The 10196-nt window shown below is 53.4% G+C and carries 9 protein-coding genes; 1 reads left to right on the forward strand and 8 read right to left on the reverse strand.

Annotated elements, in window-relative coordinates:
* Positions 1-62: 62 nt before the first annotated feature.
* From VFA09_18190 to coxB, 5 genes are all read right to left on the reverse strand, one after another.
* A complete protein-coding gene (locus tag VFA09_18190) occupies positions 63-482 on the reverse strand; it encodes a hypothetical protein (protein ID HZU69212.1) in 420 nt (139 codons plus the stop codon).
* A 250-nt stretch (positions 483-732) separates the two neighbouring features.
* Positions 733-1338, reverse strand: coding sequence for a heme-copper oxidase subunit III (locus VFA09_18195; protein ID HZU69213.1), 606 nt, complete (start codon positions 1336-1338; stop codon positions 733-735).
* A 171-nt stretch (positions 1339-1509) separates the two neighbouring features.
* Entirely contained in the window at positions 1510-1731 is a 222-nt protein-coding gene (locus VFA09_18200; GenBank protein HZU69214.1) for a cytochrome c oxidase subunit 4, read from the reverse strand.
* Between the two features lie 86 nt (positions 1732-1817).
* Complete coding sequence (gene ctaD / locus VFA09_18205) at positions 1818-3506, reverse strand: cytochrome c oxidase subunit I (protein ID HZU69215.1); 1689 nt, start codon at positions 3504-3506, stop codon at positions 1818-1820.
* A 45-nt stretch (positions 3507-3551) separates the two neighbouring features.
* The gene (gene coxB / locus VFA09_18210; GenBank protein HZU69216.1) at positions 3552-4652 is read right to left on the reverse strand and encodes a cytochrome c oxidase subunit II; all 1101 of its coding nucleotides are present in this window, start codon (positions 4650-4652) and stop codon (positions 3552-3554) included.
* A gap of 412 nt (positions 4653-5064) precedes the next feature.
* Between coxB and VFA09_18215 the strand changes: the two genes are divergently transcribed.
* On the forward strand, positions 5065-7185 hold the full coding sequence (locus VFA09_18215; GenBank protein ID HZU69217.1) for a serine/threonine-protein kinase: 2121 nt from the start codon (positions 5065-5067) through the stop codon (positions 7183-7185).
* A 277-nt stretch (positions 7186-7462) separates the two neighbouring features.
* Here VFA09_18215 and VFA09_18220 read toward each other — a convergent pair whose 3' ends face one another.
* From VFA09_18220 to VFA09_18230, 3 genes are all read right to left on the reverse strand, one after another.
* A complete protein-coding gene (locus VFA09_18220) occupies positions 7463-8140 on the reverse strand; it encodes a RecX family transcriptional regulator (protein ID HZU69218.1) in 678 nt (225 codons plus the stop codon).
* A gap of 112 nt (positions 8141-8252) precedes the next feature.
* The gene (locus tag VFA09_18225) at positions 8253-8786 is read right to left on the reverse strand and encodes a hypothetical protein (protein HZU69219.1); all 534 of its coding nucleotides are present in this window, start codon (positions 8784-8786) and stop codon (positions 8253-8255) included.
* A 407-nt stretch (positions 8787-9193) separates the two neighbouring features.
* On the reverse strand, positions 9194-9751 hold the full coding sequence (locus VFA09_18230; protein ID HZU69220.1) for a hypothetical protein: 558 nt from the start codon (positions 9749-9751) through the stop codon (positions 9194-9196).
* Positions 9752-10196 lie beyond the last annotated feature (445 nt).

Here is a 10196-nt window from a genome sequence, read left to right on the forward strand (position 1 = left end):
TTCCCGTTTGTTCAGCTAGCTCGTGCTATTGATATTCTAACAAATGGGTCAAGGCTGGGGAATCAGTGCCCTGCGACATAGGCGAGCATGACGATCAAGATGAGGTGGAGCACCATCGCGATGCCGAAACCCCAGGCGAGGACGACGATCCAACGATGGTCGCTCATCGCACCGCCCTCTAAAGGCGGCTGGGACTGGGGAGCGCGTTCGGCGGCAACAAGACCCATGGCAATGCGCAGGCGGAGTGGGGAGCGAATTGGCGAACGGCGCATCTCCTCGAGCAGCGCCGCGTGGCATTCGGTGCAGAGTGTCCAGACCTGCCGGGGTTCTGGCGCCCCTGGCGGTTCCACGATAGGAACCGCGGTAAACCAGGTATAATGCGTACAAATTGAACAGCGGGCGGTAATACGTCTTCCCAGCTTGCGTGCATTACCTCGTTGGGTTTGGACAGTTGGCTCACCGCCATGCATCGTATCTTTCACCGCTCGCTATCCTTTCTCTGCCCGTTTTTCACTCTTCTTCTTCTATGTGGAACAAACATGCAGCTAATCAACCAATTTCTGTTTTGATTCTACCACATTCTTCGCAATAAATCTGTGGTAGTAAGAGGAATTTGCGGGAGAAATCGGGTAGGCCGAAAATTGCGCAAATGCAAGGGATAAAGCAAGGAATTCCTCGATGCCCGCCGCGGCGGGCATCGAGGAATTCCTTGCTTTATCCCTTGCATCATTGCTACCCGCGTAGCAGTGGCAGCAGGTAGACGGTACTGAACACAATGACCCAGACGCCATCGACGAAGTGCCAGTACATTTCGGCAGCTTCTATGGGGAAATGGCGCTTGGCGGTAAAGTTGCCGCGCATGGTACGCAGCCAGATAATGAATAAGAAGATCAGTCCGACGGTGACGTGCGCGCCGTGGAACCCGGTCAGTGTAAAGAAGGCCGAGCCGGCGACACTGGACTGCGGCGTAAAATGTTTGCCGAACAGCCCGGAATATTCATAAATCTGGCCTCCCAGGAAATAAGCGCCCATAATGATTGACGCCAGAAAGCCAAGTTTTACATTGCGCATATTGCCTTTTGCCGCGCTGGTACCTGCCCAGTGTACGGGGAAACTGCTGGCGAGCAGGATAATTGTATTGACCAGCGGGAACCAGAGTTCCGATGGCACCGGCCAGTTACCGTTGCGAATTTCCAGGTAGAGGTAAGCGGCGATCAGGTTCGCGAAGATCAACGCTTCTGAGGCGATGAAGAAGATCATGCCCCACCAGCCCAGACTTCTTCCGGGCGCTTCGTGTTCCTCCAGTGTCCTGATTTGCTCGCCATGTGTGACGCTCATATTTTTTCTCCCTATCGCTCAAATAAGGGCTAATCGATTTTAACAAATGAATCGGTTAATTCCAGGGCCGATCAATCGGGGCCTACGACACCGCCGGGCGATGAATACACCACGGCGAAGCCGTAGGGGCTGGTTCACCGTACACACCGCCGATTGATCGGCCCGCCACGCTCAACGACGTTCAAGCCCCCAGCCAATGACTGCCACAGCGGTCAGCACCACCCCTATGCCTAAAAGGATAGGGTGGATCACAATGCCTACAAAGGCGATCATCAGCGCCACGGCCAGCACAAAGGGCCAGTAGCTCAACTGAGGACCGCTCGTTTCTTCTACGGCCGCCAGGCGCCTTTGTTTGCTGCGTACCTGTTTGCTTTGGGCCTGTTCCTCGGCCACAACCTTCCTCGTTTTCTAGTATCCTGGAACCCCGCGAGGACAGGCCCAAGACGCTCTCCTTACAGGGCGAATACGTTCGTTTAGAATTAATGCGTTGCCGTTTTCCAGTCGGCAGTTTCCGGGTTCTTCTTGTCGTAGAACGGGCGGCGGCTGCGCACAACGGGCAGCACCAGGAAGTTGTACGGCTTGGGCGGAGATGAGGTATCCCATTCAAGCGTGAATGCATCCCAGGGATCATCGCCGGCCGGCTCGCCGCTGCGCAGCGTGATGATGAAGTTCCACAGGAAGACCAGGATGGCAACGGCAATAATAAAGGCGCCAATCGTCGCCAGCAGGTTCAACTCATTCCAGCCAAGGTTGCCCGGATAGGTGTAGATACGGCGCGGCATGCCCAGCAGGCCCAGGATGTGCATGGGGAAGAATGTCAGGTTGACGCCGATGAGCATCAGCCAGAACTGTATCTGACCCAGGCGCTCGTTGAGCAATTTGCCGGTCATCTTGGGGAACCAGTAGAAGATGCCCGCGAAGACGGCGAAGACAGTGCCACCGAAGAGCACATAGTGCAGGTGCGAGACAACGAAGTAGGAGTCCGTCACCTGGTAGTCGAACGGCACCACGGCCAGCGCCACACCATTCAGGCCGCCGATCAGGAACATAGCTACAAAGCCAAGCGCGAAGAGCATAGGCACTTTGAAGCTCAGCTTGCCGCCATAAACGGTCGCCACCCAGTTGAAGATTTTTACCGCCGTGGGAATGGCGATCAACGTGGTGCTGGTGGCAAAAAATGCCTGCGCTACCGGCGGCAGACCGACGGCGAACATGTGGTGCGCCCAGACGGTGAAGCTCAGGAAGCCAATAGCCACGCCCGACCATGCCACAAAAGTATAGCCGAAGAGCGGTTTGCGCGAAAAGACGGGTAAGATCTCCGAGATCATGCCGAAGGCCGGTAAGATCAGGATGTATACCTCTGGATGGCCGAACGACCAGAACAGGTGCTGCCACAGCAGCGGATCACCTCCGGCCCCGGCCTGGTAGAAGTGCGTGCCCAGGTGACGGTCGAGGAGCAGCAAAAGGGCAGCAGCGGTCACGCTCGGAATGGCGAAGAGCAGCAGGAACGAGGTGACCAGCGTCATCCAGGTGAACAGCGGCATGCGGTTGATCGTCATGCCGGGCGCGCGCAATTTGAGGATGGTCACGACAAAGTTGAGCGCACCCGAAATCGAGGAGATACCGAGCATCAGGATACCAAGCGCCCAGAAGTCCATGTTCAGGTCAGGCGTACAGCGAACCGCCGTGGGACCACAATTAGAGGTCAGTTCGGTCAGAGGAGCATAGCTGAACCAACCGGCGTTGGGCGCCTGCCCGAACAGGAAGCTCGAAGTCAGGAAGAAGCCGCCGAAGAGGACGATCCAGTAACCGAACGCATTCAGGCGCGGGAACGCCATATCGCGCGCCCCGATCATCAGCGGCACGACGTAGTTGCCGAAGCCGACCAGTATGGGCATGACGAACAGGAAGATCATGGTCGTGCCATGCATGGTGAAGACCTGGTTATATTGTTCGGCGTTCAATACTTTTCCATCCGGCACCGCCAGCTGGGTGCGGACAAGCAGGGCCTCCATCCCGCCTACCAGGAAAAAGAAGAAGGCGGTGACGATGTACATGATACCGAGCTTCTTATGGTCGGTCGTCATGACCCACTCGCCAAAATAGGTTTCGCTAAAGCGTCTCCGGCGTTCTAGCGTGACGCCTTCAACGACTGTGCGGGTTGCCATGGGCAATTCCTCCAAAATCCAGCCCCATTTGAGAGGGGTCACAGCTTATTTTAAAGTCTCCAGGTATGCAACCAGTTGGGCGATCTGCGTATCTGTAAGTTGCCCGATAACCATATCGCTAAACGGCTTGATGCCCTGCGGATCATGCAGCCATTGATACAGGCCGCAGGAGTTCTGATTCACCAGCTTGCCGTTGACGACCTGGCAGGTTGATGGGTCCCATGTCAGCACCCCACCCGCTATCAGGTGGCGGCTGCCAAAATGAGTCAGGTTTGGACCAATCTGCGATTGCGCTTTGGGATCATTAAAACTCGTCAGGTTGACACCGACAATGCCATGGCATGCCTGGCATCCACCCGCACCTAAAAAGACTTGTTGACCCGCAAGGGCTGTTGGGTCGGTTGGTTTGGCCGCTGCTGCCTGCTGTTGGGAGCTGACCCAGGTCTGGTACGCATCTTTTGGCAGGACGGTCACGCTGAAGTCCATGTGCGCGTGCTGGTCGCCGCAGAATTCGGCGCATTCACCGCGATAGGGCGTGGTGGTGACGTTATCCGCCTCAAACCACATGTGGTTGTTGTGGCCGGGAATGACATCGGTCTTGCCCGTCAACTGCGGAATCCAGAAGCTGTGAATGACGTTGCTTGAGTACAGGTCTAGCTGGATGGTTGTCCCCTGGGGAACGACCAGCTCATCGGCGGTAACGAAGTTCTCGTGGACGTAATCGAACTCCCACCACCACTGGTGTCCAACCACCTTTACCTCGACATTTGGCCCGGCAGGCTGCGCGAGGCTGAACATCGTGTAGATAGTGCCGATCAGCACGGCGAACAGGAAGATAGAGGGAGCAACCGTCCAGGCAATTTCGAGCGTATTATTACCATGAATCTGCCTCGGCGTGGGCGAATTTGGACGCTCGCGGAAGCGAATGATGGAATAGATCAGCATGCCCTCGACGGCCACGAAAACAATGGTGGCGACGACCAGGATGAACCAGAACAGGCCAGACTCTTTAGAAGCCACCGGCCCCTGGGGATTCAATATCGATGGAGTATACTGATCACAAGATGCAAGAAAGAGCGATAAAAAAACCAGGGCTGTGAGCGCCAGGCCCCAGCGTTTTGGTTTCTTGCCGCGAAATAAAGGCATCCTCACTGCTCATTCTCCTAAATAGTAATTGGTTAAGAGATGGACAATAGCGTCGTACCGATAGTGACACTCTTACCATTGTATGCCTCGTAGTGTAGTGAGCGTCCCTGAAATGGGACTTGCGGTTTTTGATCATGACCTTACAATGACCTGAATGTAAATCTTCCGCTCCATGGATTTATCAACAAGATCACACGTGTTTTGTGAACTACTTCCCTTGCCTGTACAGCGGATAAATGCTATACTTTGCTCGACTCGATACGTTGTCAGCGTATTTCATCCTGGTCTGCTATACATCTTTGCATGAGAACGTATCACAACATTTGACAAAATCAGGCGTATGAACGTCTATTAATATAGAGATGCCCGTTCCAGGGCGAGGCAAGTCGTCGCCCATATTGAGAGCAGACCTATGAGAGAGCAACATGGGCCAATGATGGAAGAACCGAGCAGCCTGCGTTTCGGCAATTACGACCTGATCGAGCGTATTGACGTCGGAGGGATGGGCGAGGTTTACCTGGCGCGCCAGCGGTCAGCGTTTGGCCGCAAGGTGGCGTTTAAAATTATTCGTTCCGACCTGGTGCATGATTTCACAGCACGCGCGCGTTTCCTGCGCGAGGCTCAGGTCAGCGCGCACCTCCAGCATGAACATATCCTGCCACTCATCGAGTTCAACGAAGACCAGGGCCGGCTCTTTCTGGTGACGCCTTATATTGAGGGCGGAACGCTGGCACGCCGTTTGCAGAGCGGCCCCTTATCACTGCGAGAAGTGCATCACCTGTTTGTGCCGCTGGCGCAGGCTGTGGCCTATATTCACCGGCGCGGCGTCATCCACCGCGACCTCAAGCCAACCAATATCCTGCTCGACTCCCAGGATGGGCAAATATACGTGCGCTTGATCGATTTCGGCATCGCCTCGCTGCAAGGGCAGTTAGCCAGCGCGCCCTTGACCACCGCCGGGCATGAGCTAGGCACCGTCGCGTATATGGCCCCCGAACGGCTCTCCGGCGTGGCCGCGCCGAGCAACGACATCTTCTCGCTTGGCGTGATCCTCTACCAGATGCTCACCGGGCATTTTCCAACGCCACAGATGCATCACCGGCTGCCAGAACAGCTGGAATACGTGGTGCGGCGCAGCATCGCTCCTCGCCCGGAGGACCGTTTCGCGACCGCGGAAGAGCTGTTGCAAGCATTCGAACGCGCCTACCAGCAACTGATCGCCTCACCACCACAACAGGTGCTTCCAGCAGCTGCCGTCGGAGTCTCACGGCCATCGCAGGGGCGGTTTAGAAACTCTCCAAGTTCGCCGGTGAGGTCGGCAGTACATAACCAGCAGGTATTCGACGACTCCGAGTTAGCGACAGCAGATGAGAATGAGTACGTATCGCTCTTGAACGAGGACGAGATACCCGTCCTCGAGCTGGAAGCAACCGGGGAATTTGGGCAGAACGATTTCGGCGCGCCCACAACGGCTTTCGAGCCTCCCAGGCAACAGGTACAGGCAAAACCACACAGCCCGCCGGTAGCGGCGGCTAAACCCGCGCCCACGACAAAGCGCCGTCGCAAACGACGCGGCCGCTCGCTGCTGGTTCCGATTTTTATCGTGATGGTTACCACGCTGATTATCATCGCAGGTATCCTGTACTATGGCTACCAGTCTATCGCGATAACCGCGGTTTCCGTCAGTTTTGGCCCGAAAATTTCGGTAGTTAACCAGGTCTATACCATCTCGGCTACAGCACAGGCAACCAGCATAAATGTCGCTTCCAAAGTTATTCCTGTAAAGCCGGCCCAGGTCCACGAGCAGGGTATGATGCAAGGGATGACGACCGGGCAGATCAATTGTATTCTTGGCTTTATCGATTGCCAGCAAGCAGTCTCAACCACTGATGTCAGCAAGCTGGAGACAGCAATACATTCCAACCTGATGCCAAAGCTGACGCAAGATCTGCAGAACCAGATTCAGGCGGCAGGTGGCATACAGGTAGGTGCCATCTCTTTCAATGATGCCTCGTCGTCGGCGAATCCGAATGTAGGCTCAGAAGGCAAAACGGTAACGGTGACGCTGGTCGAGCAGGCGACGGTAGGCTATATTGCGAAGAAGGACGCGCAGGAGCTGGCGCGGCAATTGCTGAGCCGGCAGGTGAACAAGGGCTATCACTTCATCGATTCCACTATCCAGATCGGTGAGCCTGTGATCGAGGGCATAGACAACAACGGGGTAGTGAGGATCAAGATCGCAGCCGGCGGAGCCGAACTGTACGCTTTGCCGCAGGCTGAGGTACATGATATTCAGAGGCACCTGGAGGGATTGACAGTCAGCGCGGCCCAGGCCTATATTGCGCGACAACCCGGGATTGATCCCAACACAATTATGATCCACTTTACGCAGGGATACAGTACAACGCTGCCGGCGGATGCGCAGCATATCAGCGTGAAAGATACTGAGCCTACGACCTACCCCAGCTTTGATTTGCAAACTATCCCGGCGCCTGCCACACCCGCGAGTACCCCCACCGCGGGAGGAGGATAGGGACTGGATTAAGCGCGGAAAAAAGGGTGGGTTAGCTTTCACACCCCTGCAAATGAGCGAAAGGTCTGTCAAGGCGTAGAGCCGGATTCATCGCGCCCTGGGATGGGGCCATTAAACCGGCACGAAGCCAAAAACATCTTCTTTGCAGGGGCGAAGCATAGCCCACCCCGAACGGTGCAATCCTGGAATTTTTTCGTCTTACTACTATTATACACTATTCTCGCCAAATTTTGAAGGGGATTGCGCGCGCAATCCCTCCTTTACAGGAATGCAGCCCTCAATCTGGATCCGCCGCGTCATCATTCTCCGGCTCTGCTGATTCATCTTCGCGCAATTCTTGCCAGAGCTGGCGAACGGTATGGGTAGAGACCTGGTAGCCGAAACCGCGTCGCTGCAAGAACGAACCGAGGCGGTTGCGAAACGTGGTGTAATCCATGCCGGGGATGTTGACGAGCGAGAGAGCCTTTTTGCGACCGGCGCGCAAGGCGCGTTCCTCGTCCTGTTCGTCATCCACCAGTTCATCAACCATTTCGCGGTTGACGCCTTTCATACGCAGCTCGTTTTTGAGCGCGCGGGCGCCACGGGGATTGAACTGCTCTCGTGTCTCTATCCAGAACGAGGCGAAGTTGCGATCATTGACGAAGTCGAGACGATCCAGGCGGGCCAGCGCCACTTCGATAATTTCGGGCGGAGTTTCTTTGCGGCGCAGGTAACGCCTGACCTCTTCGCGGCTGCGCGGTCGAAATGAGAGGTAGTTCAGGGCGCGGTCCACAGCCTGTTGCTCAAGCTCGGCGCTGTGCAGCTGCTCCAGTTGTTCGGGGAGCAATTCCTGCTGTACTTGCAGTCCCATCTGCATCACGATAGAAGCGTTGACGCCGAGCAGGAAACGCCCGTCAACGTAGAGGTTGAAACGCTCAGCATCGTGAGCCTGTGGTTCAATAGCTGTTATACGCATGAAAGTATTCTATCACATGGCGGTGCAGGATGAGGAGAAACCAACAGAACACATGCGGCTATGTATGTATAAAATAGAAGATGTAGAGCCGCGTGCGCAACAGAGGATTTTATTATTGATAATAAACACCCCAAATGAGTAGATTTCCGGTATGGGCATCAAAAACTGCATCACCGTACTCTGCCGTCGTTGGGGCTTTGACATTTGGCCGAGGTGGCGCTCCACGTATATTAGTGAGGAGAAATGGTCCCTGGACTTTGACATAGCAGACTAAGGCGTTATCAGGGCGGCCAACACTCTCTCCACGCATCAATTGGCTGGCTTGTCTGGCAGTTACAAACTGAATAGTCAAGATTTTTAAGTGCGCGCCCGGCACGACAGGCCCGGCAAAGAACCCATTTGTATTGAAAAAAGCAATGACATCATCTTGTGTGAAGGCTGGCCCCGATCCGTTCTGTGCCAAATGTGGATGGATAGCAGGATCACCGGCAAGATAGGTCTGCGAAATTTGAAACGCACGGTGGACAGGTGGCGGAGCTGGAGGTTTAACAGAAGTAGCTGTGGCTGCATTCGTAAACCACGCAATTCCGACAATCGCAAGAGCAAGCAAGATGCCAGCACCACAAACTAATCTGAACCGCAACATATTCTCACCCTCCTTTCCTAAGAATATTCTCTCAATAAAAAGACGATTTTCTTCTCAATTAAGTTCCGTGCTTCAACTAATCATATGTTCCCCATGACCCGCCAGTGTTACCCTGGCAACTACAAGGGTAGACCTCCCAAAACCCATGAGGAGGGGGAGGAGTACTATTATTCTTTCCTGCCGTCGTTTGATACTTCCAATTACCGCTGCCATCCATCCACTGATTATACTGAAAGTAGAATGTCCCGGCAGATGCTTTCGAATCTGCTAATTCAGAACCAATGGTAATATCATTAACATTCATGCTATTACTTTTCGATTCTGCACCAGGTCCAGCGACATAGCTTCCGTTCTTATAGATATTTGTTTCCACATCCCAATTAGAACCACTTGAAGAAAATGAGTCATTATTGACGATAGTAATATAGATAAGATATGGCGTAAGATCGTTCTACTCCATCTGCACCAAAGTAATACATATTCCCCCATTGATGGTATCCTCCTCCACCTGGTCGATTGTCCGCCCAGAAGAGGCATGTAGAATCATGCCCTTGATTACAATTATGTTCCTGGTTTGCTGGCCAGGTAGATACTCCTGCTTCTACCCAGCACGTACCAACAGCCAGACATTGTGAACTTTTAGTATCTGAAAACCACATTTCATCATTAATGAAGCCACTGCAGCCCTGGCAATTCAATGCCCCATAAGGATTGATAAGTGTGTTAGTTCCACCAGTATTTCCATACCAATCAATGATAGCATAACAGTGTCCTTCTATAGGCTTACTGCAGAGCCCACTCAGAGGATTCTGAGGTGTCATGGTGGTGGCCTTCGCTAAGGCTGATTTGGTGAAAAGAAAAAATGAGCCGAGGAATAACAACAATACAAACAGGGCCGTGATAGAGCTATCGCCTAGAATGGAACAAGCTGTTGGGCGAAGATTGCCAGGCTGCTTCATCTGCATAGGTGTTACCTCCCTCTCCTTCAGGGTAGGCAATCAACGTAATAAAGTCTGCAATTTAATAATAACCAAGAAAGCGTAGATTTGTCAAGACCTAAATGATGAAATTTTTTTATACTTAAATTTTTTATCATTCTTTTTTATTTCGAACATCTTTCAATAAAAAATCTCTTTCTACCCATCAAATTTCGGACTGATACTCGTAGCAGATTACTTATATGAAACTAACAGATGAGGCAAATATGAATTTTGATAGCTTCAACCCGTGACGGTTGCTAATAAAACAGCCATGAGGCGCAATCGGTACCAGGGCTTGTGAATGATTGCTGAGAGAGGCTTCTCACGAGAGAGAAGATAGCGATATCCATCAAATCTTGTCTCAAGGAGTTGCCTCTCATGGAGTGTATCGCACGCCAATGTGTCCTCCCTGCTCTCAGCAGCGAGCAAG

It is taken from the genome of Ktedonobacteraceae bacterium (assembly GCA_035653615.1).
Classification (GTDB): Bacteria; Chloroflexota; Ktedonobacteria; order Ktedonobacterales; family Ktedonobacteraceae; genus DASRBN01.

Coding starts and splice junctions, on each gene's coding strand:
- VFA09_18195 (HZU69213.1), bottom strand. CDS start 1,338: ATGAGCGTCACACATGGCGAGCAAATCAGGACACTGGAGGAACACGAA.
- ctaD (HZU69215.1), bottom strand. CDS start 3,506: ATGGCAACCCGCACAGTCGTTGAAGGCGTCACGCTAGAACGCCGGAGA.
- coxB (HZU69216.1), bottom strand. CDS start 4,652: ATGCCTTTATTTCGCGGCAAGAAACCAAAACGCTGGGGCCTGGCGCTC.
- VFA09_18215 (HZU69217.1), top strand. CDS start 5,065: ATGAGAGAGCAACATGGGCCAATGATGGAAGAACCGAGCAGCCTGCGT.
- VFA09_18220 (HZU69218.1), bottom strand. CDS start 8,140: ATGCGTATAACAGCTATTGAACCACAGGCTCACGATGCTGAGCGTTTC.
- VFA09_18225 (HZU69219.1), bottom strand. CDS start 8,786: ATGTTGCGGTTCAGATTAGTTTGTGGTGCTGGCATCTTGCTTGCTCTT.
- VFA09_18230 (HZU69220.1), bottom strand. CDS start 9,751: ATGCAGATGAAGCAGCCTGGCAATCTTCGCCCAACAGCTTGTTCCATT.